The sequence below is a fragment of the Enterobacter sp. 22452 genome, from assembly GCF_052045065.1.
GTDB classification, from domain to species: Bacteria; Pseudomonadota; Gammaproteobacteria; order Enterobacterales; family Enterobacteriaceae; genus Enterobacter; species Enterobacter mori.
In genome coordinates this window covers 143,265-167,825 of record NZ_JBQEOB010000003.1, presented here as the reverse complement: position 1 = coordinate 167,825, position 24,561 = coordinate 143,265, and the positions used below count along the sequence as shown (strand labels likewise).

Here is a 24,561-nt window from a genome sequence, read left to right as displayed (position 1 = left end):
TCCTTTCCTTATCGTCACCAAACAGAATGCAGGGATTATTACCATGGCAGCGTGATAACACAAATCTCAAACGCGCGGGCGCTTGCGGTAAAGCCACAAGCCGGGAATCGACAGGCCGATGGAGAGCGCCCCGACAATGGAAGACGCCTTCAGGAAGTTGCTCAGCAGGAGGATCATTTGCGGCTCGGTGTAACCAAAATGGCTGATCTTTACCGCTGAAATCATCGCGGTATAGGCGGAGATGCCCGGAAACATCGGAATAACGGCCGCCACGGTAAAGACCTTTGGATGCGCCAGATACCAGCGCGACCACTGAATGCCAATGCTGCCGACCAGCATCGAGGCCATAAACGTTGACCATTCGATATTGAAACCTGCCGTCATCATGACCATACGTGAACCGTGACCAATGGCACCCAGCAGTGCACACCAGGGCAACGCCCGCTGCGGCACGTTGAACACCATTGCAAAGCCGACGGCGGGAATGGCGGCCAGAAGCATGTCCTGCGCCAGCGCAAGGAGAAATTCGATTATGCCCATCCGCGTAACCCCCACAGCGTCATCGCCATGACCACGCCGATGCAGGTGGCGAGCGTCAGAAGACTGGCAATCGCCCAGCGCGCCAGGCCGGTATTGATGTGCCCTTTAAACATGTCGGCCACGGCGTTAATCAGCGGAAAGCCCGGGACCAACAGAAGCACGCTGGCGGCCATGGCAATCGTCGGGGTGTTTGCAAATTGCGGCAGGCGCAACAGCAGGCCAGAAACCGTGGTGGCAACAAAAGCGGTAACGCAGAAGTTAATTTGCGGGTGCAGTTGCCGGTGGGTCAACAGCTGGCGGACATACATGGCGATACTGCTGGCGAAAAAGGTGATGATGGCACCGTCCCATCCGCCCTGGTTGAGTTTACAAAAACAGGCGCACGACAGCCCAACCATGACCACCACCAGCCAGCGCGGATAGCGTAACGGTTTAATTTGCGCGAACCGTTTCTCAATTTCTCTCAGATCCAGTAGCTTATGCTCAGCAAGAATGACGATGTGCTGCACTTCCGTCACGACGTGCATATTGATGCCGCGATCGTGATTTTTACGGGTGGACGTCAGGCACTGCCCGTCTTTTATGGTGGTCAGTACAATGGCATTCGACGAGATGGAACTTTCGACGCTGTCCATGCCGAGCGCCACGCCAAGACGCGTTGAGAGTTCCTCGACGAGGGCGCTTTCTGCCCCGTGCTGTAAGAGAAAAAGCCCGCATTGAATACATATCCGCGTCGTTGCGCGTTGCGTTGACTGATCTTGCATGTATTGCCCTGAAGAGAGGATGGATAGCTTGCCTGGTGGCCCGAAATGCCTATTTTTAGCACAAAGTGCGGTGCCACTTGCTCTGGGTCAGATCAAGATTTGTGCAAACAGCCTCATGAGCGAGAGTGAAGGAAAGCGATTAATAATATTTATTTTATGAATGTTTAGGGGTTAGAAATATATCTCGCATATATTAAGTATTTCTAATTTTATATTTTCGTTCTTTTCAGGTAACTGTAATTAAATTCGGTTGTTATTTATGAGATATTAACCCTGTTTTGGGCATTTCTTAATCTTGTAAAGATTTTCTTAAAATTTCCATTATTTATGTTGTGTGCACTCAGGGATGAAATAATTTTATCTCAATGCGTTTTATCGCTATTTAGAAAATGAAGAATGGACTCGGAGGTTCTATGTTGCCATTGAAAGGTAAACACGGAGTTGTGATCAGTAAGATACCGGTTATGCAATCCGGGCTTGGTGGGGTGATGGTACGCCATTTCCCCGAGTATGAACTGACCTTTTGCCGCTCGATTCAGGAGCTAACACTGCTGCAACTCCGCCGCGCCAGTGTGGTTGTTGCTGATATTTCTGGTGATTATCGTAATCCTCGCGGTACGCTCGAACAATATTACGGGTTGCTGAATCAGTATCGGGATATCCATTGGATCTTTTTAGTTTCCCGCCCCCTTTACCCTCTGGCGGTAGAATTACTCATGCGTCCTGAAAGCACCTTGCTGTCAGATATGGAACCTATCGACGGGGTCATTAATGCTATTCGTGCCGGAAGTGAACGCGCAGAACGAATTAGCCAGACGTTGTTAATGCCAGACACTCCAGAGCCTGAAGACGAGTCCGAGAGCTTTATCGCGCTAACTCACTCGGAGCGCAAAGTATTGCGACTGCTGGGGAAAGGCTGGTGTATTAACCAAATCGCGACGTTATTGAAGAAGAGTAACAAAACGATCAGTGCACAGAAGAACAGTGCGATGCGCAGGTTGTCCCTGCGAAGCAATGCCGATATGTATGCCTGGATCAGCAGTACACAGGGGATGCGAGAACTGAGTTTAATGTCGGCCTATGGAGAGTTTGAGGAATGGAAGAGACCGCAGCAACAAGACATATCGCCGTCATCGAAAATTGCGTAATGAGTGCTGTTGGGCTGCAGCATATTTTTGCTTTGCCTGCATTCAGCAGCTATCAGGTCCACCTGTTTAGTCGATTCGACAGTTTTAAAGAGGCACTTTCCCAGACCGCGTTTTATTCGGTTATTTACTCATTATCCGACGCGCGTGAGGAGCGTCGTAACTGTCTTGCGAGTCTGCGTGACCTGATGTTCTCACACGGCAATATTCAGCGTATTGTCCTGGCGTCAGATGATGTAGAAGCGAGGCTGATTTGCCATCTTTCTCCGGCACGCCTGCACGGGATTATCAGTAAATCGGTGTCGCTTGAGCAGCTGATCGAAGGAATGGTGATCTTTCTTAACGAAACGCATCGTGTAAATGACAACATGTACAATCACTGGTATGTGAATCAGAACCGCATGTTGAGCCCCACCGAACGGGCAATTTTGCGTTATATGTCGTCGGGCTATTCCATCCCTGAAATCGCCACACAGCTTGAGCGCAATATTAAGACTATCAGGGCGCACAAGTTCAATGCGATGGTAAAGCTCGGGGTCAATTCTGATGTGGGATTACTGGATGCAGCAGATATCCTCGCTCATCTTCCCGCCCGGGAGCCGCGTCGCTCGGCGTTGAGTGTTCCTTCCTTCTCTTAGCCGTTTGTCATGCGCCAGAACGCTTCTGGCGCAACAATCAAATGCAGACATCCACCCATTTTGCTGCAGTCAGTTCTGCCATTCTGTCGGGAGAAATACGTACGGCGCTGTGAATTGCACCGGCAGCAGGCAGCACTTCAGCGTACTGTTTCAGTGAAACGTCGCAGAAAACGGAAAGGGGATTCTCCAGCCCGAAAGGGCAGACGCCACCCACGGGATGACCCGTAACGGTGACCACTTCATCACTGCTCAGCATGCGCGCTTTTGCGCCGAATGCATCTTTCAGTTTTTTGTTATCCAGCCGCGCGTCACCTTTGGCCACCACGAGAATAACTTCGTTTTTAACCTTTAACGATAGCGTCTTGGCGATTTGACCCGGTTCAACGTTATGCGCTGCAGCAGCCAGGGCCACGGTCGCGGTGCTTTGGCTAAGCTCGATGATTTCGACATCGGGTGCGTTGTCGGCAAAAAACTGCTGTACAGACTGCAAACTCATTGTTTCCTCCTGACAAATATCCTGCGTAATCTGTCATAAGCCTTTAGGTTCTGTAAATATCTCTTCAGTAACAATTATCCTGTTGGGCCGATTTATGGATCGCCTTCACATTCACGGAAACCGGTTACAGTAACCGGTTGCAGAGCGTGAATCAGAGATTAATACTGAGAATGTAACGTCCCCTGTATCCAATAATAAGAGCTAATTATGAAACCATTTCTTCTGAGCAGTACCGCTGGTACGCAAGCCGGCAAGGTTGTGAAGCTGATTTATGGAACAACGTGTGGCGCGAATTCGCCCGTAACGAACGTCTGACAGGAGAGCTGCTATGTCTGCCAACCATGCTGCGTTTAATCTGATATTCCGTTTCGTTGAAAATTACGTCAGCCCGATTGCCGGGCGAATCTCTTCCCAGCGTCATGTTATGGCTATTCGTGATGGATTTATCTCTGCGATGCCGTTCATGATTGTGGGGTCATTCTTGCTGGTGTTTGCTTACCCACCGTTCTCACCTGATACGACCTGGGGTTTTGCTCGCGCCTGGCTGGATATGGCGAAGCAATTTGAAGGGCAAATTCTCACCCCGTTTGATATGACGATGGGCATTATGTCCATTTATATCTGTGCGGCCATCGCCTACAACCTGGGCAAGCATTATGTGAAATCTCATCAGCTTGACCCGTTCATGTGCGCCATGCTGTCGCTGATGGCGTTTCTGCTGGTTGCTGCGCCGAAAACCAAAGGCACTCTGCCTGTCGACAGCCTCGGCGGAACGGGGATCTTTACCGCCATTCTGGTGGCGGTTTACTGCGTTGAAATGATGCGTTTCCTGAAATCGCACAACATCGGTATTCGCCTGCCAGACCAGGTGCCACCGATGATCAAAAACTCCTTTGATCTGCTGATCCCGGTGCTGGTGGTTGTGCTGACGCTGTACCCGCTGAGTCTGCTGATTCAGTCTCAGTTTGGTATGCTGATCCCACAGGCTATTATGTCGATCTTCAAACCGCTGGTTTCCGCTGCTGACTCGCTGCCTGCTATCCTGCTGGCGGTATTGATCGGTCACTTGCTGTGGTTTGCCGGTATCCACGGGGCTGCCATTGTCTCCGGGATGCTGCAGATGTTCTGGCTGACCAACCTGGGCGCTAACCAGACCGCGCTGGCGGCAAGCCAACCTCTGCCACACATTTTTATGGAAGCATTCTGGACGTTCTTTATCGTGATTGGTGGCTCTGGCGCAACGATGGGGCTGGTGATCTGCTATCTGCGTAGCCGCTCTGCACACCTGCGTTCAATTGGACGTTTGAGCGTGGTGCCCAGCTTCTTTAACATCAACGAACCCGTCATTTTTGGTACGCCGATTGTAATGAACCCGGTGTTCTTTATTCCGTTCCTGCTGGCACCGATGGTAAACGCCGTGCTGGCCTGGGCGGCGATGACGTTTGATCTGATTGGTCGCGTTATCTCAGTGGTTCCCTGGACAGCACCTGCTCCGATAGGCGCGGCATGGGCGCTGGGCTGGGACTTCCGCGCGGCTATTCTCGTCGTTGTGCTGGCCTGCGTATCGGCCATTATCTACTACCCGTTCTTTAAAGTGTACGAGAAGCAGTTGCTGGAACAGGAAGCGGAAGAAGCGCAGCGTAACGCGGAAGAGGAAAATCAGCAGGTAGCCTGAGTCGTTTGTGCCGGGTGGCGGCTGCGCCTTACCCGGCCTACGTTTTGAGGGTCTGTAGGCCCGGTAAGCGAAGCGCCACCGGGCAATAAACGGCACTACTTCAGCGTGCAATCCCCGCACTGCTGAACGTCAGGCAGGCGATTGCGCTGACAGCAGGTCCGACGCACCAGAAGGCCGTCACGCGGGACGACAGTACGGAATAAAGGGTTATCCCGCCCATCAGAAAGCTGTTTTGCAAAGAAGCAGGACTGGCGCAGGGCATCCACTTTCTCATCGCCCAGCAAGGGTTTCATCTCTGTCAAATACCAGTGGATCAGATAACCGGTATTACTCCAGATAAGCTTTCCATTAATTTCTCCCGTCTGCTCAAGCACGTCAATTACCGGCATCAATGCCTGAGTGATGAGCTGTTCCATGCGCTCCTGAGCTGAGCGTTGCCCGGCATGCATATCTTCGTGAACGTCAATCCAAAAGCAGGCCGCACGCCCGGTTTCGTGGAACTCAACGTGGAAATGTTCCGGGGAGAGATCCATCATCGTGTCCTGGGTCAACAAGGCCACCATGATCGGCGGGACCATCAACCCGATGTACCATTGCGCCCAAAGAGAGAGCAGGGGTTTATTTTCCCGGGCAAGGGTCGGTTGATTGCGATAGATATGGTCGGAATACGCCGCCAGCAGTGACTGGCGTTCTGCCGGACGCTGCCATTCTGCAAGCGTCATGGTGTTATGCGGGTGAGGCTCATCCAGCTTGATAAAATCCAGCAGATGGGCGCGGGTATCGGCAATCCTGTCACGAATAGCATCCGCAAGCGTAGCGCTCCCTGTGGAGAGAGGGGCTCGCCAGAGAAGTGAGTCAACGGCTTGTGCGGTACGTGTCGCCATAAGGATAGGAATCTAAATGATAATGATTGCCAATCCTAACTATAGATAAAAACGATCGCAAGCCTTTTGTCCTGAATGTGGGATGTCGGGCTTAAGCTGTCTGCAACTCTTCGCTGAGCAGGATGTTATTACGCCCCATGTGCTTCGCTTCGTAGAGGGCTTTATCCGCTTTCTCCAGCGCGCCTTCCGGGTCATCGTCATCATAGATGGCAATACCGATACTGATGGTGACGTTTGTTGCCACGCTTTCGTTGAACATATGCGGGATTTTTAAATCGTAGACCTTCTGGCGGATGCGCTCAGCCGTCTGGCGGGCATGATCGAGCGAGATGCTCGTCAGCAATACCATAAACTCCTCACCGCCAAAGCGCGCGACGATATCACGCGAGCGTACGGCATCACGGATCGCCGCTGAGACGCGGATCAGTGCCTGGTCGCCCATCATGTGGCCGTAATGGTCGTTGTATGCTTTAAAATGGTCGATATCCAGCAGCAGAACGAAGTGTTCACCGTTATCGACTCTCGGCAGGTTTTCCAGTCGGCTTTGCAGGCCGCGACGGTTATACAGGCCGGTGAGCGGGTCCATCATGCTGAGATCGGAAAGCGTCTCGCGTTCTTCCAGGAGTTGGGAAAGAAGCGTCTGAGCAAAGCGATCGTTACGTTTTTGCAGGATGTTATGTATGCCAATCGCCGCCACCGGGAGGGCAAAGGAGTAGATCATTCTCAGCCAGCTTTCATGACTGCCTAACCACAGGCAGGCAATAAAGGCGGGTAATGAATGAAGGGTAAATGCCTTGATATTACTGGCAAATGCCAGGGAGCCAATAAAAAGCACCGTTAACAGTGCCATGACTAAATAGGTCGCCCGATCGTGCGTAATTAACGAAAATTTCGAGACAATTTGCCAGGCCCACAAAATACCGAAGATCGCTGAAACGACGGGAATATTGATTTTCCGGGCTCTCTCTTTCCAGTGCCAGGCGAACAATCCCGTGCTGAGAATAAAAATAGCCACCAGGGGGAATGAGAACAGGCGTACAGAATAGAGCGGGTTTGTTACCGAGAACACCGCTGAGGCTGCATTCAGAAAGAGAAATAAACGTAAAGATAATTGATATTTGCTGTTGACCAAAGACCGCCAGGATTGTGATGTCATAGTAATGCTTTTTTATTAATATTTAATTAAAACAAATGAATAGGTGTTGTTAGAAAATAGTAAAAGCAAAAAAAGATGAATAGTAATTATCAGAAAATCTTTATAGGGAGTTAACAGGTGAGCAATTTATCACCTTAGACATTTCCTGTCATTATGGGAAAGGTAAAGTCGATGGATTTTGATGATGAATGCTGACAAATGATAATTGTTATCATATGATATTGGTTATCATTATTGATGCAAAAGGGCAAACCATGTTGAGCAAAGCGCTGGGAAGTGGTTGGGGAGTGTTGCTGCCTGGGGCAATTATTGGCGGTCTGTTGTTTGCCGACCTCTCCATCGATATCTGGAAAGCCATTATTGCTTCAGGGCTGTTAGTCACGTCAGGGATGATCTGGCATAAGCAATTACGGCACTTTGTGCTGCTGCCTTCATGCGTTGCGCTGGTCAGTGGAATATTGGTAATTCTGATGAGTTTGAAATAACAGGAAAAACAAGAGGTACTTCAGAGGAACGTAAGATAATTGGTGCGAGGGGGGGGACTCGAACCCCCACATCCGTAAGGACACTAACACCTGAAGCTAGCGCGTCTACCAATTCCGCCACCTTCGCACAGTCATCTTACTCTTTTTGATATCGCCTCGTTGGTGCGAGGGGGGGGACTCGAACCCCCACATCCGTAAGGACACTAACACCTGAAGCTAGCGCGTCTACCAATTCCGCCACCTTCGCCCAGTGCGAGCAATATCAACGTGATTTATGGTGCGAGGGGGGGGACTCGAACCCCCACATCCGTAAGGACACTAACACCTGAAGCTAGCGCGTCTACCAATTCCGCCACCTTCGCATACCATCGATACTGTAAAAGTATCGTAACCACGGAGGCGCATTCTAGATGTTTTCAGCTTTACGTCAACTGAAAAGTGCGCACCTTTTATTGATTGCTGCAAAAATGGCCGGAACTGAGACGCCTGCTTGCCGGATGGCGCTTGCGCTCATCCGGCCTGCATTGCATGGCGAATTATTTCTTCGCCTGACGCGTCATGACGGTGCGGTAGACTTTGAAGCGACCGGTCTGGGCGATCACTTCATGGAAGCCAAAGGTTTCGTCCAGCACTTTCGGGTACGCCAGGAAGGCGTTCGCAACGATACGCAGCTCGCCGCCGCTGTTAAGGTGACGGGTTGCACCACGGATCAGCGTTTGTGCCGCTTCAAGGCTGGTTTCCATACCGTCGTGGAACGGCGGATTGGAGATAATCATGTCGAAACGACCGGTAATGTCAGAGAAGACGTTGCTAGCAATCACTTCCCCTTCAATGCCGTTTGCGGCAAGCGTTGCGCGGCTGGCTTCTACCGCCGGGGCGCTGACATCACACAGGGTTAAACGCACTTTTGGCGAATGGCTGGCAAGCACTGTTGACAGCACGCCCGCGCCGCAGCCTACGTCCAGCACTTTGCCTTTGGTGTGCGGCGTCAGGGTAGACAGCAGCAGCTTGCTACCCACATCCAGATAGTCGCGGCTGAACACGCCCGGCAGGGTTTTGATGGTTAAGTCGTCTAACTGATATTCGTCCCAGAATGCATCGGCATCAAATGTTGCCTGTTTTTCCAGACGGCCATGGTACAGACCACAGCGACGCGCGCTATCGACTTTATTCAGTGGTGCGAACGCTTCCAGCATCTGTTCAGCGCTGCGCACGCCGCTGCGGTTTTCACCGACCACGAAAATATCGCAGCCAACGGGCAGCAGGGAGAGCAGGTTCATCAGCTGGAACTGGGCTTCCGGTTTGTTCTTCGGCCAGTAGTAGATCAGCGTGTCGCAGTCAGCAACGTCGCTCTGTTCTGCCACCAGGCTAAAGCGCGCACGCTCGCCCATCTGGCGGCTCAGCACCTGCCAGTGGTGGTAGTATTGCGTATGGGCACGGCTTTCAGCACAGTCGAAACGCGCAGGCAGGTCATCCTGCATATCTCCGGCAAACAGAATACGGCTTTGTTCGAAATCATCACTGTGGCGCAGCAAGACTTCACTTGCCGGGGTAAATGCAGACATGAATTGTTCCTCAATAAACTCAGGCGGGGATTATAGTAGGTAGATGGCGCACTTTCGACACATTTGCTATATTTGCGCGCCTGAGAGACAGGAGTTTTCCCTATGACATCCCGACGAGACTGGCAGTTGCAGCAGCTGGGCATCACCCAGTGGGCCTTGCGTCGCCCGACGGCGTTGCAGGGCGAAATCGCCATTTCCATCCCTGCGCACGTTCGGCTGGTGATGGTGGCGGAGGAATTGCCTGCCCTGAATGAACCCCTTATCGGTGATGTCCTTCGCAGCCTGAAGCTGACGGCCGACGAGGTTTTACAGCTGACGCCAGAGCGTGTCGCGATGCTTCCTCCCGAAAGCCGCTGTAACAGCTGGCGCATCGGGGAGGTAAACGACATGCCTCTCCAGGGGAGCCAGATCTGCTCGCCAGCGCTGGACGAACTGAAAGCCAACCCAAAAGCGCGAAGCGCGCTATGGCAACAAATCTGCGAATATGAACACGATTTCTTCCCTCACGACGTCTGACCTGACCACCGCGTTTGCGATTGAAACACGCGCCCACGCCTTTCCGTGGAGCGAAAAAACCTTCGCCAGCAACCAGGGCGAACGGTACCTGAACTACCGCCTGGACGTTGACGGCACCCTGGCCGCCTTCGCGATTACGCAGGTTGTTCTTGATGAAGCGACGCTGTTTAACATCGCCGTTGATCCCGCGTTTCAGCGCCGTGGGCTGGGAAGAGAACTGCTCGAGCACCTCATCCGGGAGCTCGAAACCCGTGACGTTTTCACCCTGTGGCTGGAGGTGCGCGCATCGAATGTCGCCGCCATCGCGCTCTATGAGAGCTTAGGCTTTAACGAGGCGACAATCCGCCGTAACTACTACCCCACCGCAGAGGGACGTGAAGACGCCATCATAATGGCCCTGCCGATTGGATAACGAAAAATAAGGTTGTAACGATGAAATGGGACTGGATTTTCTTTGATGCCGACGAAACGCTGTTTACGTTCGATTCGTTTGGCGGCCTACAGCGGATGTTTCTCGACTATAGCGTGACCTTCACCGCTGAAGATTTTCAGGACTATCAGGCGGTGAACAAACCGCTGTGGGTGGATTACCAGAACGGTGCCATCACTGCGTTACAACTTCAGCACCAGCGCTTTGACGTCTGGGCGGAACGTTTAAAGGTCAGTCCGGGGACGCTGAACGAGGCGTTTCTGAACGCGATGGCGGATATCTGTGCGCCACTGCCGGGCGCGGTTTCTCTGCTTAATGCGTTAAAAGGCAAGGCAAAACTGGGGATCATCACCAACGGTTTTACCGCCCTGCAGCAGATCCGCCTCGAGCGCACCGGCCTGCGCGATTATTTCGACGCGCTGGTGATTTCCGAAGAGGTGGGCGTACCGAAGCCGGACCCGCGTATTTTTGACTACGCGCTGACGCAGGCTGGCAATCCTGACCGCGATCGCGTCCTGATGGTGGGGGATACCGCAGAGTCTGATATTCTTGGCGGCATCAACTCCGGCCTGTCGACGGTCTGGTTGAATGCGCATGGTCGCGTGCAGCCGGAAGGCATCGAGCCGACCTGGACCGTCACGTCATTGAACGAACTGGAGCAGCTCCTGTGTAAACAATGATTGCCTGCCCCCTATTGATGGGTAAAATAGCCGCAATTTTGTATTCCATGATGCGTGGCGTGCTGCCGCGCTTATAAAAGAAGATTTAATTATGACGTTGTCTCCTTATCTGCAAGAGGTGGCCAAGCGCCGCACTTTTGCCATTATCTCGCACCCGGATGCCGGTAAAACGACCATCACCGAGAAGGTGTTGCTGTTCGGACAGGCGATCCAGACTGCGGGTACCGTTAAAGGCCGTGGCTCCAGCCAGCACGCAAAATCTGACTGGATGGAGATGGAAAAGCAGCGTGGTATTTCGATTACCACCTCCGTGATGCAGTTCCCGTATCACGATTGCCTGGTGAACCTGCTGGACACCCCGGGCCACGAAGACTTCTCTGAAGATACCTACCGTACCCTGACGGCGGTTGACTGCTGTTTAATGGTGATCGACGCCGCGAAAGGGGTAGAAGATCGTACCCGTAAGCTGATGGAAGTCACCCGTCTGCGCGATACGCCGATCCTCACCTTCATGAACAAACTCGACCGTGACATCCGTGACCCGATGGAAGTGATGGACGAAGTCGAAAGCGAACTGAAGATCGCCTGTGCGCCAATCACCTGGCCCATCGGCTGCGGTAAGCTGTTTAAAGGGGTTTATCACCTCTATAAAGACGAAACCTACCTGTATCAGACCGGTAAAGGTCACACCATTCAGGACGTCCGCGTCGTCAAAGGCCTGGATAACCCAGAACTGGATACTGCCGTCGGTGAAGAGCTGGCCGCGCAGCTGCGCGACGAGCTGGAGCTGGTGAAAGGCGCCTCCCACGAGTTCGATAAAGAGCTGTTCCTGGCGGGTGAAATCACCCCGGTCTTCTTCGGTACCGCGCTGGGTAACTTCGGCGTTGACCATATGCTCGACGGTCTGGTGGAGTGGGCTCCACGCCCGATGCCGCGTAAAACCGACACGCGTGAAGTGGAAGCGCAGGAAGAGAAGTTCACCGGCTTCGTCTTTAAAATTCAGGCCAACATGGATCCGAAACACCGCGACCGCGTGGCCTTTATGCGCGTGGTGTCCGGCAAGTATGAGAAGGGCATGAAGCTGCGCCAGGTGCGTACCGGGAAAGATGTGGTGATCTCCGACGCGCTGACCTTTATGGCGGGCGACCGTTCGCACGTTGAAGAAGCCTATCCGGGCGATATCATTGGTCTGCATAACCATGGCACCATCCAGATCGGTGATACCTTCACCCAGGGCGAAATGATGAAGTTCACCGGTATTCCGAACTTCGCACCGGAACTGTTCCGTCGTATTCGCCTGCGCGACCCGCTAAAGCAAAAACAGCTGCTGAAAGGCCTGGTTCAGCTCTCCGAAGAGGGCGCCGTGCAGGTGTTCCGCCCAATTTCGAACAACGACCTGATCGTTGGCGCGGTCGGTGTGCTGCAGTTCGACGTGGTGGTTGCGCGTCTGAAGAGCGAGTACAACGTGGAAGCGATTTACGAATCCGTAAACGTGGCGACGGCGCGCTGGGTTGAGTGTTCTGACGTGAAGAAATTCGAAGAATTTAAGCGTAAGAATGAGATCCAGCTGGCGCTGGATGGCGGCGATAACCTGACCTATATCGCCCCAACCATGGTAAACCTGAACCTGACGCAGGAACGTTATCCTGACGTTCAGTTCCGCAAAACCCGCGAGCACTAATTCCCTCTCAGAGCACGGCTACCGCCGTGCTCTTCTTTAATTCCTGTCTTATTAATCCCTTGCGGAATGTTCTTAATTCACGGCAATTTCACGCCTTTTGCTCATTTTCTATCCGATTCTGAAAGCGACACTGTGAGAGTGATCTATATTTAACTCAGTGTTTAGCACCGGGCGTGGATGAATAAACTGTTCAATGCATGACTTTAGGTTCTCCATTTCACCCGTGTGCTTATTCGCGAAATATAAAACTAGTAATAAAGGACGTTTGTCGCTCGAATGACGAGCAAAACACAGGAATACATCGATGAATATGACAAGACTTAAGATTTCTAAAACTCTGCTGGCTGTGACTCTGGGTAGCGTTCTGGTTAGCGGTTCTGCCCTGGCGGAAAGCAGCACCATGGATAAAGCACAGTCCACTGCCAACACCGCAGGGGAAAAAATCGATAGCTCTATGAATAAAGTCGGTAATTTCATGGATGACAGCTCCATCACAGCAAAAGTGAAAGCCGCACTGGTGGATGATGAAGCCATCAAGAGCACCGATATTTCCGTTAAGACCGACAAGAAAGTCGTCACCCTGAGCGGCTTCGTGGAAAGCCAGGCCCAGGCCGAAAAGGCTGTTAACGTGGCCAAGGGTGTCGAAGGTGTCGCATCGGTTAGCGATAAGCTGCACGTTCGCGACGCTAAAGACACCTCCGTGAAGGGTTATGCCGGGGATGCGGCAACCACCAGCGAAATCAAAGCTAAACTGTTAGCAGATGACATCGTGCCTTCCCGCAAGGTGAAAGTGGAAACCACTGATGGTGTGGTGCAGCTTTCCGGCACGGTTGATTCCCAGGCACAAATTGAACGTGCCGAGTCTATTGCGAAAGCGATCGATGGTGTGAAAAGCGTTAAAAACGATCTGAAAGCGAAGTAAATCTTCACCATTCGCCCGTCTGGCTGAGGCCTGCGGGCGAAATAAGAACGACTCTGGAAAAACGCCGGTGAGTGACCTGAGCGCTCACGTTTAGCGGCCGACATTAACTATGGTAAAGGAGAGGCTTATGTTTCGTTGGGGCATTATATTTCTGGTTATCGCGTTAATTGCCGCCGCTTTGGGCTTTGGTGGATTGGCGGGTACAGCGGCATGGGCAGCAAAAATTGTCTTCGTCGTTGGTATTATTCTGTTCCTGGTCAGCCTGTTTACAGGTCGACGCCGTCCTTAGCAAAACGCAATATTTCATAAACAAAGTAAAGCCAGTCCTCGTGACTGGCTTTTTCTCGTTTGAGAACCTGATGGGATGGCGTTACTGTGTCTGAACACAATAATGAAAACAGGAAGGCAGAGGTGGGGCAGCGAATTCCCGTTACGCTCGGCAATATTGCGCCGCTGACGTTAAAACCGTTCCGCACGGGTCAACTTGCACTGGTTTGTGAAGGTGGCGGCCAGCGCGGCATTTTCACCGCGGGCGTGCTCGATGAATTTATGCGCGCGCAGTTCAACCCGTTTGACCTCTACTTCGGTACCTCTGCCGGGGCACAGAACCTCTCCGCTTATGTCTGCAACCAGCCCGGCTACGCGCGCAAAGTGATTATGCGCTACACCACGGCAAAAGAATTTTTTAACCCGGTGCGCTTCGTACGCGGCGGGAACCTGATCGATCTCGACTGGCTACTGGATTCCACGTCCAGTCAGATGCCGCTGGCGATGGACACCGCCGCCCGTCTGTTTGATGCCGGAAAAGAGTTCTGGATGTGCGCCAGTCGGGGTGATGATTATTCGCCGGGTTACTTTTCGCCGCAGAAAGAGAACTGGCTGGATATTATCCGCGCCTCCAGCGCGATTCCCGGTTTTTATCGAACCGGTGCGCTGCTGGACGGCATCAGCTATCTGGACGGTGGGATCAGTGACGCGGTGCCGGTACAGGAGGCTGCCCGACGCGGGGCGAAAACCATCGTGGTGATCCGAACCGTACCGTCGCAAATGTATTACACGCCGCAGTGGTTCAAACGCATGGAGCGCTGGCTGGGCGACAGCAGTCTGCAGCCGCTAGTGAACATCGCGAAGCAGCATGAAACCACCTACGGCGCGATGCAGCGTTTCATTGAAAAACCGCCGGGAAAACTGCGTATCTTCGAAATTTATCCCCCGAAACCGCTGCTGAGCATGGCGCTTGGCAGCCGTATTCCTGCGCTGCGCATGGATTACAAGACGGGGCGGCTGTGCGGACGTTACTTCCTGGCGACGGTGGGAAAAATGCTGGCGGAGCAACCGCCGCTTCATCGGCATAAACGCATTATCACTCCGCCAGCGATTGTCGCCAACGACCCGCTGACTATGCCGCTGGTGGATATTCCCCAGGCGAACGATGTTCCACTGGATAACGAGGATCTGGCGTGACGCACCGCTTTGTCGATACCCATTGTCACTTTGATTTTCCCCCCTTCACCGGCGACGAGGTGCTGAGCATTGATCGCGCCGCACGGGCGGGCGTCGACGCGATTATTGTGCCCGCGATTGAAGCGGCGTATTTCGAACGCGTTCTCGATCTCGCCCGCCGTCACGACGCGTTGTATGCCGCACTGGGTTTGCATCCTATCGTCATCGAACATCATCTGGACGAACATCTCGACAGGCTGGACGCTGTTTTGCAGACGGCGGAGAAAAAACTGGTTGCCATCGGTGAGATCGGCCTCGATCTTTATCGTGAGAATCCGCATTTTGAACGTCAACAGACGATCCTCGACGCGCAGCTCAGGCTGGCGAAGCGTCACGATCTGCCGGTGATCCTCCATTCGAGACGCACGCACGATAAGCTGGCGATGCACCTGAAACGCATCGATCTGCCGCGAAGGGGCGTCGTACACGGTTTCTCCGGCAGCCTGCAGCAGGCGCAGCGTTTTATTGAACTGGGCTATCACATTGGCGTCGGCGGTACTATTACCTATCCGCGCGCCAGTAAAACCCGTGACGTGATGGCACAGCTACCGCTGTCGGCGCTGCTACTGGAAACCGACGCGCCGGATATGCCGCTGAATGGTTTTCAGGGGCAGCCTAATCGTCCTGAACAGGCTGCACGTGTGTTTACTACGCTGTGTGAACTGCGTCCGGAGCCGGCGGCGGTGATTGCCGATGCGCTGCTTGAGAACACGCGTACGCTATTTGGCATCACGCTATAGATAGAGCGACGGGCGGATCACGGCGATCCGCTGTTCTTCCAGCGCCACAGCCAGCGGTTCCACGTCGTCCGGCGTCGCGCTACGCCATGAGGCCGCCTCACCATAAACGCCGTGCGCGTGAAATGCGTTGATTCGCACAGGAATGTTTCCAAGCCCGTGAATAAATGTCGTCAGCGGTTTGAGATGTTCCAGATAATCACATTGCTCTGGGATGACCAATAAGCGGAGTTCCGTCAAACGGTGGCGATCTGCCAGCCAGCGGATGCTCTGCTTAATCTGCGGGTTTTCGCGCCCGGTCAGGAAGCGGTGATGCTCGTTCCCCCACGCCTTGAGATCCAGCATCGCGCCATCCAGTACCGGCAGCAGCTTTTGCCAGCCGGTTTCGCTTAACAGACCGTTGCTGTCGACCAGGCAGGTCAGGTGGCACAAGGCGGGATCGGCTTTGATCGCGGTGAACAGGGCAATCAAAAACGGCAGTTGCGTTGTGGCTTCACCGCCGCTCACGGTGATCCCTTCAATAAAGGGGGCGGATTTGCGGACCCGGGTGAGGATCTCTTCTACGCTGAAGCGTTGCGCCATGGGCGTTGCCTGCTGCTGGCACAGGTGAAGGCAGGTATCACACTGGTGGCAGTCACTCTCCTGCCACCAGACGCGCCCGGCCTGGATGGTCAGCGCATCGTGCGGGCAGTGGAGTACGCAGTCGCCGCAGTCGTTGCAGCGACCGATCGTCCACGGGTTATGGCAGGTTTTGCAGCGCAGGTTACAGCCCTGCAGGAACAGCGCCAGGCGGCTGCCCGGCCCGTCCACGCAGGAAAAAGGAATGACCTGACTAACTAAAGCGCATCTGCTGTTCATGGCTTATCACGCGCGGCTGACGTTCCAGAATACGGGTATTGCGTGCGGCTTCTTCCCCCAGCCACGTGGTGTTGGTTCTCGAACCCGCTTCCCGGTATTTCTCCAGATCAGATAATCGCACCATATAGCCAGTGACGCGCACCAGATCGTTACCCGCCACGTTAGCGGTGAATTCACGCATACCGGCCCTGAACGCGCCCAAACAAAGCTGAACCACCGCCTGAGGGTTGCGTTTGACCGTCTCCTCCAGGGTGAGAATATCGCTGATCCCGGCGTGATAGTGTTTGTGATGCGGCGCAACAGCCAGCAGATGGCTGATAGGATCCGGCTCGTCGCCGTAAGGCAGACGCGCGCCCGGCGTGGTGCCCGAGTCCGAACTGATCCCCGACTGCGCATGCAGCATCGCGCGATGCTTCCAGCCGTGCTTCACCGGCGTGTTTTCAACGAATGCCGCGAGCTGCTCGCTGATGCGATACCCCAGCGCGTTAGCCTGTTCGTCTTTACCGTAACGCCCCTCGATGCCTTCCTTCTCGCAGAGCACATTCACCGCTTCCGCCAGACCGTACATGCCAAACATCGGCACAAACCGATCGGCGTTAATCAGCCCCTCTTTCACCAGGAAGCTATTCTCAAAGAAGCCAGATTGCGCATACAGGAAATCGCAGCGCGCATCGATGATGGCGATTTGCTGCTGGCAGTAGTGCGGGAGCGTGCGGGTAAAGAAATCTTCGGCAGAAGCGCTGTGTTCGGCAATGGCCTTAAGGTTAAGGCGTACAAGGGTGCTGCCACCGCCTGCAAGCGGCAGAGTGTTGTAACAACTCACCACGCCATAGCGACCTTTTGTGAAAATTTTATCATTCACCGGACCATTGGAAACATGCGGTTTACTGCATTCACATATATTTTTCGCCACCTCAAGCAGCAAATCGTCCGGGGTGATATCTGGATCGTAGATAAAGGTCAGATTCGGCGAAACCTGCTTCAGCTCTGCATCGGCTCGCAGAATGGCGCGTGTGACGGGCGTATCCGCCGGGCCGATATTGGCGTGCATAAAGGCATCCGGCAGGGTTCTGTCGAGATAGCGCCAGAAACGTTTTATTCGGCTATCGATCTCTTCTTGTGTTAGAATTCTAACATAAGGGTTCAGAATTGCATCCAGCTGTCCCAGATAGACGGGCATCGATGTGACGGACGGAACATGGTGATAAAGGATGGTTAACAGCGAGAGGGCGTCATCAAAGTCTTTCGCCCCTTCCAGCTCCAGCCATTCTGAACCGTTAGCCAAGAATTTTTCATAATCCGGCAGAACGTAGCGCGGTTTGTAAGGCGCATGGCCTTCGAACATGTCGCAGATAAAACCCTCGTCCAGCGCGGTGCGTGCCGCCTGCGGCAGGGCGGGATAGGGCAGATCGTTTTCCGCCTCCAGCGCCAGAAAATGACGTTTTTGCTCAGGCGTTAACACCGGGCTTGTCACAATGTGCTGGCAACGTTGTTGCAGGGCGTCGAGGCTGGAGTGGGGCATGTGCGCTTCCTTTAGTATTCTGCGGATGATGAACAGATTGTAGAAAGCCAGCCTGTTGGGGCTTTTGATCCGACAGGGGGTATCGCTGCTTTAGTCAGCAGTTAGCGCGATAAAATTTGAAGAAGATCTCATTACAGTAATGCAAATTTGTATGCAGTTTTCATTAACTGTGATGAATGTCGAAGTGTGGATGCGGGTGAATGTTAGAATACTCACAGACCCGCAAGGTAAAATTTATACGGCACAGCCGTTGGAGAATGTTATGACCGATTTAACTGCAAGCAGCCTGCGCGCGTTGAAACTGATGGACCTGACCACCCTGAACGATGACGACACCAATGAAAAAGTCATCGCCCTGTGCCATCAGGCGAAAACGCCGGTGGGTAACACCGCAGCCATCTGTATCTACCCGCGCTTTATCCCGATTGCCCGTAAGACGCTGAAAGAGCAGGGCACGCCGGATGTGCGCATTGCAACCGTAACTAACTTCCCGCATGGCAACGATGATATCGAGATTGCGCTGGCAGAAACCCGCGCGGCGATTGCTTACGGTGCAGACGAAGTGGACGTGGTGTTCCCGTACCGCGCGCTGATCGCGGGCAACGAGCAGGTCGGTTTTGACCTGGTGAAAGCCTGTAAAGACGCGTGTGCGGCGGCAAACGTGCTGCTCAAAGTGATCATCGAAACCGGCGAGCTGAAAGAAGAGGCGCTGATTCGTAAGGCGTCTGAAATCTCCATCAAAGCCGGTGCGGATTTCATTAAAACCTCTACCGGCAAAGTGCCGGTGAATGCGACCCCGGAAAGCGCGCGCATCATGATGGAAGTCATTCGTGATATGGGCGTGTCCAAAACGGTTGGTTTCAAACCTGCGGGCGGCGTGCGTACCGCTGAAGACGCGCAGCAGTTCCTGGCGATTGCCGACGAGCTGTTTGGTGCCGACTGGGCCGACTCCCGTCACTACCGCTTCGGCGCGTCCAGCCTGCTGGCAAGCCTGCTGAAAGCGCTGGGTCACGGCGACGGTAAGAGCGCAAGCAGCTACTAAGTTTGAATTGCCGGGTGGNCCCGCCACAACTCCCCCGATTCCGCATGGAGGTTACCGTGTTTCTCGCACAAGAAATTATTCGTAAAAAACGTGATGGTCATGCATTAAGCGACGAAGAGATCCGCTTCTTTATCAATGGCATTCGTGATAACACCGTCTCTGAAGGGCAGATTGCGGCTCTGGCGATGACCATTTTCTTCCACGATATGTCGATGCCTGAGCGCGTGTCGCTGACCATGGCGATGCGAGATTCAGGAACCGTTCTGGACTGGAAGAGCCTCAACCTTAACGGCCCGATTGTCGATAAACACTCCACCGGCGGCGTGGGCGACGTAACCTCCCTGATGCTCGGCCCAATGGTGGCAGCCTGCGGCGGTTACATCCCGATGATCTCCGGGCGTGGCCTGGGTCATACCGGCGGTACGCTCGACAAACTGGAAGCCATTCCGGGCTTCGATATCTTCCCGGATGACGGCCGCTTCCGCGACATTATTAAAGACGTTGGTGTGGCGATTATCGGCCAGACCAGCTCTCTTGCTCCGGCAGACAAGCGTTTCTACGCGACGCGTGATATTACCGCGACCGTTGACTCCATCCCGCTGATCACTGCCTCTATCCTGGCGAAGAAACTGGCTGAAGGGCTGGACGCGCTGGTGATGGACGTAAAAGTGGGCAGCGGCGCGTTTATGCCAACCTATGAGCTTTCTGCTGCGCTTGCCGAAGCGATCGTTGGCGTCTCCAACGGCGCAGGCGTGCGCACCACCGCGCTGCTGACCGACATGAACCAGGTGCTGGCCTCCAGCGCCGGTAACGCGGTCGAAGTGCGTGAAGCCGTGCAGTTCCTGACGGGTGAATACCGTAACCCGCGTCTGTTCGACGTTACCATGGCGCTGTGCGTTGAGATGTTAATCTCCGGCAAGCTTGCCAAAGACGATGCGGAAGCGCGCGCGAAGCTGCAGGCGGTGCTGGACAACGGCAAAGCGGCGGAGATCTTTGGCCGCATGGTAGCGGCGCAGAAAGGCCCGACCGATTTCGTCGAAAACTACGCGAAATACCTGCCAACCGCGATGCTCAGCAAAGCCGTTTACGCAGATACCGAAGGTTTCGTTTCCGCAATGGACACCCGCGCGCTCGGCATGGCGGTGGTCTCGATGGGCGGCGGACGCCGTCAGGCATCGGACACCATTGATTACAGCGTCGGCTTTACCGATATGGCGCGTCTGGGCGACAGCGTTGACGGTCAACGTCCGCTGGCGGTGATCCACGCGAAAGACGAAGCCAGCTGGCAGGATGCGGCAAAAGCGGTGAAAGCGGCAATTACGCTTGACGATAAAGCACCGGAAACCACACCGACTGTCTATCGCCGCATCACTGAATAACTGTATACTGATCTGATCGCTATTTTTTGAAGCACTACGTACGGAGAACAATTATGAAACGTGCATTTATTATGGTGCTGGACTCATTCGGCATCGGCGCAACCGAAGATGCAGATCGTTTTGGTGACGTGGGTTCCGATACCATGGGTCACATCGCGGAAGCCTGTGCCAAAGGCGAAGCGGACAACGGTCGTAAAGGTCCTCTGACCCTGCCAAACCTGACCCGCCTCGGGCTGGTGAAAGCGCACGAAGGCTCTACCGGTAAAATCGCAGCCGGTATGGACGGCAACGCGGAAGTCGTGGGTGCCTACGCCTGGGCGCACGAGCTCTCTTCCGGTAAAGATACCCCGTCTGGTCACTGGGAAATCGCCGGTGTGCCGGTTCTGTTTGACTGGGGCTACTTCTCCGATCACCAGAACAGCTTCCCGCAGGAGCTGCTGGATAAGCTGGTTAAGCGTGCCAATCTGCCTGGCTACCTCGGCAACTGCCACTCTTCCGGTACCGTGATTCTGGATGAGCTCGGCGAAGAGCACATGAAAACCGGCAAGCCGATTTTCTACACCTCTGCCGACTCCGTGTTCCAGATTGCCTGCCACGAAGAGACTTACGGCCTGGATAAACTCTACGAGCTGTGCGAAATTGCCCGTGAAGAGCTGACCGAAGGTGGTTACAACATTGGCCGCGTGATCGCACGTCCGTTTATCGGCGACAAAGCGGGTAACTTCCAGCGTACCGGTAACCGTCACGACCTGGCCGTTGAGCCACCGGCACCGACCGTGCTGCAGAAGCTGGTTGAAGAGAAAGACGGCCACGTGGTTTCCGTGGGTAAAATCGCGGACATCTACGCTAACTGCGGCATCACCAAAAAAGTGAAAGCCACCGGTCTGGATGCGCTGTTCGATGCCACCATCAAAGAGATGAAAGAAGCGGGCGACAAGACTATCGTCTTCACCAACTTCGTGGACTTCGACTCCTCGTGGGGGCACCGTCGCGACGTCGCGGGCTATGCGGCCGGTCTGGAACTGTTTGACCGCCGTCTGCCAGAGCTGATGGAGCTGGTGGGTGAAGATGACATTCTGATCCTGACCGCGGACCACGGCTGCGACCCAACCTGGACCGGTACCGACCACACCCGTGAGCACATTCCGGTGCTGGTGTACGGCCCGAAAGTGAAGCCCGGCTCGCTGGGGCACCGTGAAACCTTCGCGGACATCGGCCAGACTATCGCGAAATACTTTGGTACGTCTGACATGGAATATGGCAAGGCCATGTTCTGAATGAATTGGGTGCGGCCTGATGCCCTCACCCCAACCCTCTCCCACAGGGAGAGGGAGAACAGAATGTAGGCCGGGTAAGGCGTAGCCGCCACCCGGCAAAAACGACAATGTAAAAGGAACTGAAGATGGCAACTCCTCACATTAATGCAGAAATGGGTGATTTCGCTGACGTCGTATTGATGCCGGGCGACCCGCTGCGCGCGAAGCACATTGCAGAAACCTTCCTGGAAGACGTGCGTGAAGTGAACAACGTTCGCGGCATGCTCGGCTTCACCGGGACCTATAAAGGCCGCAAAATCTCCGTAATGGGCCACGGTATGGGTATCCCATCCTGCTCTATCTACACCAAAGAGCTGATCACCGATTTCGGCGTGAAGAAAATCATCCGCGTGGGCTCCTGCGGCGCGGTGCGCATGGACGTTAAGCTGCGCGACATTGTTATCGGCATGGGTGCCTGCACCGATTCCAAAGTTAACCGCATGCGTTTTAAAGACCATGACTTCGCAGCGATTGCTGACTTCGGCATGGTGCGTGACGCGGTTGACGCGGCAAAAGCGCTGGGCGTTGAAGCACGCGTGGGTAACATCTTCTCTGCTGACCTGTTCTATGCACCGGACGGCGGCGAGATGTTCGACGTGATGGAAAAATACGGCATCCTGGGCGTGGAAATGGAAGCGGCGGGTATCTACGGCGTGGCGGCTGAGTTTGGCGCGAAAGCGCTGACCATCTGCACCGTGTCTGACCACATCCGTACCCACGAGCAGACCACCGCTGCCGAGCGTCAGACCACCTTCAACGACATGATCAAAATCGCGCTGGAATCTGTTCTGCTGGGCGATAAAGAGTAATTCTGTCTCTTCCCTCCCTCTCCCTGTGGGAGAGGGCCGGGGTAAGGGCATCAAACCGCACTTAGCGTACCGCCTGTGCAATCCATGCTGACAAATCCCTTAATTCTTTTTCCTGCTCCGGGAAATCCCCAATCAACGCGTCGCATTCCTGCTGCAGCATATCCGCCCGGTACAAACAGCCCTGCAAACGTGCCGCAAGTGCTTCCAGCGGCGCCGGATTCAGACTGTCCGTAAACACCTGCGTGCGGGTGATATGGCCTTTCTCGACGTCAAAATGCAGCTCCACGCCGCCCCAGGTAAAACGCTCATCCAGCAGATGGGAAAACGCAGGCGCCTGACCGAAGTTCCACTCCCAGCTGCTCTGGCGGGCGAAGGTCTCGGCGAAGTTGGGCAGGTCCGGAGTTTTGTCAGGAGAGATCACTTCTGCTTCCACACGCTCGCCGTAATGTGCAAAGAACGCGTCACGGATCGCATCGCAAATCTGCTGGTGCGTAATCCCCGGCAGCAGTTCTACCAGATTCGCTACGCGCCCACGCACGGAGGTAATCCCTTTAGCCTGGAGTTTTTTCTTGTCCGGGTTCAGGTAGTTTGCCAGACGGCTCAGGTCAGCGTTCAGTAACAGAGTGCCGTGGTGGAAGCCGCGATCCATCGTTTCGCGGTAGGCGGAGCCGGAGACCTTCCGGTCGCCCTCGGGGGTTTTCACTACCAGATCGTTACGCCCGGACGCTTCCGCCGTCACGCCGAGTGAATTCAGCGCGTTGAGCACTATCGAGGTAGAGATGGTTTTGTCGTATTCCGGTTTACCCGCCATAAAGGTAAAACAGGTATTGCCCAGATCGTGAAACACCGCGCCGCCGCCGCTGCTGCGGCGCGCCAGGCGGACGTTATCCTCATCCATACGCCGCGTATTGCACTCTTTCCACGGGTTTTGCGCGCGGCCAATAACTACCGTGTCGGCATTGCGCCAGAGAAACAGCACGCGCTGGGTGGCGGGCATCTGGCGGAAGATGCACTCTTCCACCGCGAGATTAAACCAGGGATCGTAAGAGTCAGAGATAAGCAGGCGTAACGTCGTCATGGCAAAGTTCCTTTTCTGAGTCATTCGCCTACTTTATCATTATTCTTTCTTCTCGCTCTCTTCGTCTTCGGGAACCGACTTGCTGGCGGTCAGCAGGAACGGTGACTGCTGCCAGCGGGTACGCTTGCCCTGAAGCAGGGTACGCGCCAGCACAACGCCAATAGCCAGCGAGAGCAGCAGCATCAGACGCAAAATGTTGGTGGTGTTATCGACCTGTTTGGCTTCGGTCGGCAGAGTATGCGTATCGAGCGTCAGGCGCAGGTAACCCAGCGGGCCATTCTTGCCCTGAATGGGTTCGACGATCTGCTGGTTAAAATAGCCCCCGGCTTTTTTGCCGTCCAGCGCCAGCCTGTCGCGCACATTAACGTGCTCGCCCGCGCGGGCAATAAGGTTGCCTTGCTCATCATAGACGCCGGCATCCAGAATACGACTGTTTTCAGTGAGCTGACGTAAAACCTGGCCTATCCGCTTATCGTCCGGCGTTTCAGTACGCATTGAGGGGGCAACGTTGAGCGTGACCTGACGCGCCAGCGTGCGGGCCAGCTCTTCAAACTGCGGGTTACGTTGCCGTTGATGGTTCTGGCTAAACCACGATGCCCCTTGCATCAGCGCCACCAGAAGTGCGAGACAGATCAGGACAATCACGGCGCGATGAAGCCGGAATTTCAGTTTTGCGCGAGCCATATTCCACCTGCTGAAAATTTACGGCTTAATGTTGCCAGAAGTGATGGTTACAGGGT

At 54.3% G+C, this 24,561-nt stretch carries 26 protein-coding genes and 3 tRNA genes; 16 read left to right on the top strand and 13 right to left on the bottom strand.

What is annotated here, in order from left to right; genetic code table 11:
- Positions 1–66: 66 nt before the first annotated feature.
- Both ACTJJA_RS10660 and ACTJJA_RS10655 read right to left on the bottom strand, forming a co-directional pair.
- Positions 67–540: a threonine/serine exporter gene (locus ACTJJA_RS10660; RefSeq protein WP_010427167.1), complete on the bottom strand. Its 474-nt coding sequence runs from the start codon at positions 538–540 to the stop codon at positions 67–69.
- A complete protein-coding gene (locus tag ACTJJA_RS10655) occupies positions 531–1,304 on the bottom strand; it encodes a threonine/serine ThrE exporter family protein (RefSeq protein ID WP_042713989.1) in 774 nt (257 codons plus the stop codon). The genes ACTJJA_RS10660 and ACTJJA_RS10655 overlap by 10 nt, the downstream gene beginning before the upstream one ends.
- A gap of 413 nt (positions 1,305–1,717) precedes the next feature.
- Here ACTJJA_RS10655 and ACTJJA_RS10650 point away from each other — a divergent pair, with 413 nt between their 5' ends.
- The gene (locus ACTJJA_RS10650) at positions 1,718–2,452 is read left to right on the top strand and encodes a helix-turn-helix transcriptional regulator (RefSeq protein WP_182402959.1); all 735 of its coding nucleotides are present in this window, start codon (positions 1,718–1,720) and stop codon (positions 2,450–2,452) included.
- Positions 2,452–3,087: a DNA-binding transcriptional activator BglJ gene (bglJ, locus tag ACTJJA_RS10645; RefSeq protein ID WP_440668256.1), complete on the top strand. Its 636-nt coding sequence runs from the start codon at positions 2,452–2,454 to the stop codon at positions 3,085–3,087. Before ACTJJA_RS10650 ends, bglJ begins: the two co-directional genes overlap by 1 nt.
- A gap of 37 nt (positions 3,088–3,124) precedes the next feature.
- Here the strand turns inward: bglJ and ACTJJA_RS10640 are convergent, their stop codons facing one another.
- Entirely contained in the window at positions 3,125–3,583 is a 459-nt protein-coding gene (locus ACTJJA_RS10640) for a YbaK/EbsC family protein (protein ID WP_042714997.1), read from the bottom strand.
- A gap of 328 nt (positions 3,584–3,911) precedes the next feature.
- Here ACTJJA_RS10640 and ACTJJA_RS10635 point away from each other — a divergent pair, with 328 nt between their 5' ends.
- A complete protein-coding gene (locus ACTJJA_RS10635) occupies positions 3,912–5,258 on the top strand; it encodes a PTS sugar transporter subunit IIC (RefSeq protein WP_126816022.1) in 1,347 nt (448 codons plus the stop codon).
- A gap of 95 nt (positions 5,259–5,353) precedes the next feature.
- On the opposite strand, the gene fhuF is transcribed toward ACTJJA_RS10635, so the two are convergent.
- Positions 5,354–6,142 carry a siderophore-iron reductase FhuF gene (gene fhuF / locus ACTJJA_RS10630; RefSeq protein WP_420984814.1) on the bottom strand — a complete coding sequence of 263 codons (789 nt, stop codon included), beginning with the start codon at positions 6,140–6,142 and terminating at the stop codon, positions 5,354–5,356.
- A 91-nt stretch (positions 6,143–6,233) separates the two neighbouring features.
- Positions 6,234–7,298, bottom strand: a complete 1,065-nt coding sequence (locus ACTJJA_RS10625) for a GGDEF domain-containing protein (protein ID WP_440667866.1) — start codon at positions 7,296–7,298, stop codon at positions 6,234–6,236.
- 215 nt (positions 7,299–7,513) lie between these two features.
- Between ACTJJA_RS10625 and ACTJJA_RS10620 the strand changes: the two genes are divergently transcribed.
- The gene (locus ACTJJA_RS10620; protein ID WP_182403023.1) at positions 7,514–7,783 is read left to right on the top strand and encodes a DUF1435 domain-containing protein; all 270 of its coding nucleotides are present in this window, start codon (positions 7,514–7,516) and stop codon (positions 7,781–7,783) included.
- Between the two features lie 40 nt (positions 7,784–7,823).
- On the opposite strand, the gene ACTJJA_RS10615 is transcribed toward ACTJJA_RS10620, so the two are convergent.
- The 4 genes from ACTJJA_RS10615 to rsmC all read right to left on the bottom strand — a co-directional run bounded on the left by ACTJJA_RS10615 (position 7,824) and on the right by rsmC (position 9,348).
- Positions 7,824–7,910 (bottom strand) — tRNA-Leu (locus tag ACTJJA_RS10615).
- Positions 7,911–7,943: 33 nt separating this feature from the next.
- Positions 7,944–8,030, bottom strand: a tRNA-Leu gene (locus tag ACTJJA_RS10610).
- A 28-nt stretch (positions 8,031–8,058) separates the two neighbouring features.
- Positions 8,059–8,145, bottom strand: a tRNA-Leu gene (locus ACTJJA_RS10605).
- Positions 8,146–8,319: 174 nt separating this feature from the next.
- Positions 8,320–9,348, bottom strand: a complete 1,029-nt coding sequence (rsmC, locus tag ACTJJA_RS10600; protein ID WP_411777182.1) for a 16S rRNA (guanine(1207)-N(2))-methyltransferase RsmC — start codon at positions 9,346–9,348, stop codon at positions 8,320–8,322.
- Positions 9,349–9,450: 102 nt separating this feature from the next.
- On the opposite strand from rsmC, the gene ACTJJA_RS10595 reads away from it, so the two are divergent.
- The 8 genes from ACTJJA_RS10595 (at position 9,451) to ACTJJA_RS10560 (ending at position 15,820) form a co-directional block, all read left to right on the top strand.
- A complete protein-coding gene (locus ACTJJA_RS10595) occupies positions 9,451–9,864 on the top strand; it encodes a DNA polymerase III subunit psi (protein ID WP_440667863.1) in 414 nt (137 codons plus the stop codon).
- Positions 9,833–10,276, top strand: coding sequence for a ribosomal protein S18-alanine N-acetyltransferase (gene rimI / locus ACTJJA_RS10590; RefSeq protein ID WP_042716490.1), 444 nt, complete (start codon positions 9,833–9,835; stop codon positions 10,274–10,276). Before ACTJJA_RS10595 ends, rimI begins: the two co-directional genes overlap by 32 nt.
- A gap of 20 nt (positions 10,277–10,296) precedes the next feature.
- Positions 10,297–10,974: a pyrimidine 5'-nucleotidase gene (yjjG, locus tag ACTJJA_RS10585; RefSeq protein WP_126545167.1), complete on the top strand. Its 678-nt coding sequence runs from the start codon at positions 10,297–10,299 to the stop codon at positions 10,972–10,974.
- A 91-nt stretch (positions 10,975–11,065) separates the two neighbouring features.
- Entirely contained in the window at positions 11,066–12,655 is a 1,590-nt protein-coding gene (gene prfC / locus ACTJJA_RS10580) for a peptide chain release factor 3 (RefSeq protein ID WP_010427141.1), read from the top strand.
- Positions 12,656–12,959: 304 nt separating this feature from the next.
- Complete coding sequence (gene osmY / locus ACTJJA_RS10575) at positions 12,960–13,577, top strand: molecular chaperone OsmY (protein WP_108417146.1); 618 nt, start codon at positions 12,960–12,962, stop codon at positions 13,575–13,577.
- A gap of 127 nt (positions 13,578–13,704) precedes the next feature.
- The gene (locus ACTJJA_RS10570; RefSeq protein ID WP_003856556.1) at positions 13,705–13,866 is read left to right on the top strand and encodes a DUF1328 domain-containing protein; all 162 of its coding nucleotides are present in this window, start codon (positions 13,705–13,707) and stop codon (positions 13,864–13,866) included.
- 122 nt (positions 13,867–13,988) lie between these two features.
- Positions 13,989–15,041, top strand: a complete 1,053-nt coding sequence (locus tag ACTJJA_RS10565) for a patatin-like phospholipase family protein (RefSeq protein WP_108417145.1) — start codon at positions 13,989–13,991, stop codon at positions 15,039–15,041.
- Complete coding sequence (locus ACTJJA_RS10560) at positions 15,038–15,820, top strand: TatD family hydrolase (protein WP_440667860.1); 783 nt, start codon at positions 15,038–15,040, stop codon at positions 15,818–15,820. Before ACTJJA_RS10565 ends, ACTJJA_RS10560 begins: the two co-directional genes overlap by 4 nt.
- Here the strand turns inward: ACTJJA_RS10560 and ACTJJA_RS10555 are convergent.
- On the bottom strand, positions 15,815–16,675 hold the full coding sequence (locus tag ACTJJA_RS10555) for a YjjW family glycine radical enzyme activase (RefSeq protein ID WP_440667858.1): 861 nt from the start codon (positions 16,673–16,675) through the stop codon (positions 15,815–15,817). The two genes, ACTJJA_RS10560 and ACTJJA_RS10555, sit on opposite strands and share 6 nt — an antisense overlap.
- A complete protein-coding gene (locus ACTJJA_RS10550) occupies positions 16,650–18,197 on the bottom strand; it encodes a YjjI family glycine radical enzyme (RefSeq protein ID WP_440667856.1) in 1,548 nt (515 codons plus the stop codon). Before ACTJJA_RS10550 ends, ACTJJA_RS10555 begins: the two co-directional genes overlap by 26 nt.
- A gap of 262 nt (positions 18,198–18,459) precedes the next feature.
- On the opposite strand from ACTJJA_RS10550, the gene deoC reads away from it, so the two are divergent.
- The 4 genes from deoC (at position 18,460) to deoD (ending at position 22,743) form a co-directional block, all read left to right on the top strand.
- Complete coding sequence (gene deoC, locus ACTJJA_RS10545) at positions 18,460–19,239, top strand: deoxyribose-phosphate aldolase (protein WP_023310320.1); 780 nt, start codon at positions 18,460–18,462, stop codon at positions 19,237–19,239.
- 56 nt (positions 19,240–19,295) lie between these two features.
- Positions 19,296–20,618 carry a thymidine phosphorylase gene (gene deoA / locus ACTJJA_RS10540; protein WP_042716514.1) on the top strand — a complete coding sequence of 441 codons (1,323 nt, stop codon included), beginning with the start codon at positions 19,296–19,298 and terminating at the stop codon, positions 20,616–20,618.
- A 53-nt stretch (positions 20,619–20,671) separates the two neighbouring features.
- Complete coding sequence (deoB, locus tag ACTJJA_RS10535; protein ID WP_420984816.1) at positions 20,672–21,895, top strand: phosphopentomutase; 1,224 nt, start codon at positions 20,672–20,674, stop codon at positions 21,893–21,895.
- Between the two features lie 125 nt (positions 21,896–22,020).
- Entirely contained in the window at positions 22,021–22,743 is a 723-nt protein-coding gene (gene deoD / locus ACTJJA_RS10530; RefSeq protein WP_010427122.1) for a purine-nucleoside phosphorylase, read from the top strand.
- 61 nt (positions 22,744–22,804) lie between these two features.
- Here the strand turns inward: deoD and lplA are convergent, their stop codons facing one another.
- Both lplA and ACTJJA_RS10520 read right to left on the bottom strand, forming a co-directional pair.
- Positions 22,805–23,821: a lipoate--protein ligase LplA gene (lplA, locus tag ACTJJA_RS10525; RefSeq protein WP_440667853.1), complete on the bottom strand. Its 1,017-nt coding sequence runs from the start codon at positions 23,819–23,821 to the stop codon at positions 22,805–22,807.
- A 39-nt stretch (positions 23,822–23,860) separates the two neighbouring features.
- On the bottom strand, positions 23,861–24,505 hold the full coding sequence (locus ACTJJA_RS10520) for a YtjB family periplasmic protein (RefSeq protein ID WP_089599233.1): 645 nt from the start codon (positions 24,503–24,505) through the stop codon (positions 23,861–23,863).
- Positions 24,506–24,561 lie beyond the last annotated feature (56 nt).

Bases quoted from the DNA above. Each gene is read 5' to 3' on its own strand.
- ACTJJA_RS10550 (WP_440667856.1), bottom strand. From the start codon at position 18,197: ATGCCCCACTCCAGCCTCGACGCCCTGCAACAACGTTGCCAGCACATT.
- ACTJJA_RS10640 (WP_042714997.1), bottom strand. From the start codon at position 3,583: ATGAGTTTGCAGTCTGTACAGCAGTTTTTTGCCGACAACGCACCCGAT.
- yjjG (WP_126545167.1), top strand. From the start codon at position 10,297: ATGAAATGGGACTGGATTTTCTTTGATGCCGACGAAACGCTGTTTACG.
- rsmC (WP_411777182.1), bottom strand. From the start codon at position 9,348: ATGTCTGCATTTACCCCGGCAAGTGAAGTCTTGCTGCGCCACAGTGAT.
- rimI (WP_042716490.1), top strand. From the start codon at position 9,833: ATGAACACGATTTCTTCCCTCACGACGTCTGACCTGACCACCGCGTTT.
- deoB (WP_420984816.1), top strand. From the start codon at position 20,672: ATGAAACGTGCATTTATTATGGTGCTGGACTCATTCGGCATCGGCGCA.
- ACTJJA_RS10520 (WP_089599233.1), bottom strand. From the start codon at position 24,505: ATGGCTCGCGCAAAACTGAAATTCCGGCTTCATCGCGCCGTGATTGTC.
- ACTJJA_RS10660 (WP_010427167.1), bottom strand. From the start codon at position 540: ATGGGCATAATCGAATTTCTCCTTGCGCTGGCGCAGGACATGCTTCTG.
- bglJ (WP_440668256.1), top strand. From the start codon at position 2,452: ATGAGTGCTGTTGGGCTGCAGCATATTTTTGCTTTGCCTGCATTCAGC.
- ACTJJA_RS10650 (WP_182402959.1), top strand. From the start codon at position 1,718: ATGTTGCCATTGAAAGGTAAACACGGAGTTGTGATCAGTAAGATACCG.
- ACTJJA_RS10655 (WP_042713989.1), bottom strand. From the start codon at position 1,304: ATGCAAGATCAGTCAACGCAACGCGCAACGACGCGGATATGTATTCAA.
- ACTJJA_RS10595 (WP_440667863.1), top strand. From the start codon at position 9,451: ATGACATCCCGACGAGACTGGCAGTTGCAGCAGCTGGGCATCACCCAG.
- deoD (WP_010427122.1), top strand. From the start codon at position 22,021: ATGGCAACTCCTCACATTAATGCAGAAATGGGTGATTTCGCTGACGTC.
- osmY (WP_108417146.1), top strand. From the start codon at position 12,960: ATGAATATGACAAGACTTAAGATTTCTAAAACTCTGCTGGCTGTGACT.
- lplA (WP_440667853.1), bottom strand. From the start codon at position 23,821: ATGACGACGTTACGCCTGCTTATCTCTGACTCTTACGATCCCTGGTTT.
- ACTJJA_RS10555 (WP_440667858.1), bottom strand. From the start codon at position 16,675: ATGAACAGCAGATGCGCTTTAGTTAGTCAGGTCATTCCTTTTTCCTGC.
- ACTJJA_RS10635 (WP_126816022.1), top strand. From the start codon at position 3,912: ATGTCTGCCAACCATGCTGCGTTTAATCTGATATTCCGTTTCGTTGAA.
- ACTJJA_RS10620 (WP_182403023.1), top strand. From the start codon at position 7,514: ATGATATTGGTTATCATTATTGATGCAAAAGGGCAAACCATGTTGAGC.
- fhuF (WP_420984814.1), bottom strand. From the start codon at position 6,142: ATGGCGACACGTACCGCACAAGCCGTTGACTCACTTCTCTGGCGAGCC.
- prfC (WP_010427141.1), top strand. From the start codon at position 11,066: ATGACGTTGTCTCCTTATCTGCAAGAGGTGGCCAAGCGCCGCACTTTT.
- ACTJJA_RS10570 (WP_003856556.1), top strand. From the start codon at position 13,705: ATGTTTCGTTGGGGCATTATATTTCTGGTTATCGCGTTAATTGCCGCC.
- ACTJJA_RS10625 (WP_440667866.1), bottom strand. From the start codon at position 7,298: ATGACATCACAATCCTGGCGGTCTTTGGTCAACAGCAAATATCAATTA.
- deoC (WP_023310320.1), top strand. From the start codon at position 18,460: ATGACCGATTTAACTGCAAGCAGCCTGCGCGCGTTGAAACTGATGGAC.